The sequence below is a fragment of the Chryseobacterium sp. SIMBA_028 genome, assembly GCF_046535285.1.
In the GTDB taxonomy this organism is placed as follows: Bacteria; Bacteroidota; Bacteroidia; order Flavobacteriales; family Weeksellaceae; genus Chryseobacterium.
The window spans coordinates 1-249 of record NZ_JAWRWZ010000644.1; the positions used below are offsets into that span (position 1 = coordinate 1).

1 protein-coding gene is annotated in these 249 nt (G+C 62.2%); it reads right to left on the bottom strand.

From position 1 onward, the window contains the following. Window positions 1-249: hypothetical protein (locus SCA31_RS24810; protein WP_410699614.1), on the bottom strand; the 249-nt coding region annotated here is incomplete at both ends.

Genomic DNA, 249 nt, shown 5'->3' on the forward strand with positions numbered 1-249 from the left:
GATCGGTGGCTTCCTTCCATTTGCGCAGGCTGCGGGCGAGGACGACCGAGAGCAGCGCCAGCGAAAAGCTGCTGTAGAGACCGGCGCGGATCAAGGCGATCTGCCTTTGCGCTTCCGGGTCGGAATAGTAGCGGCGGTTCAGGTTCTGCAGATAGTGGCCGGTATCGACGAGACCCTCATAGGCAGGCTCGGCGATCGTCCGCCCCATTTCGGCAAAGCCGAGAAGGGCGAGAACCGGAAGCAGGATTG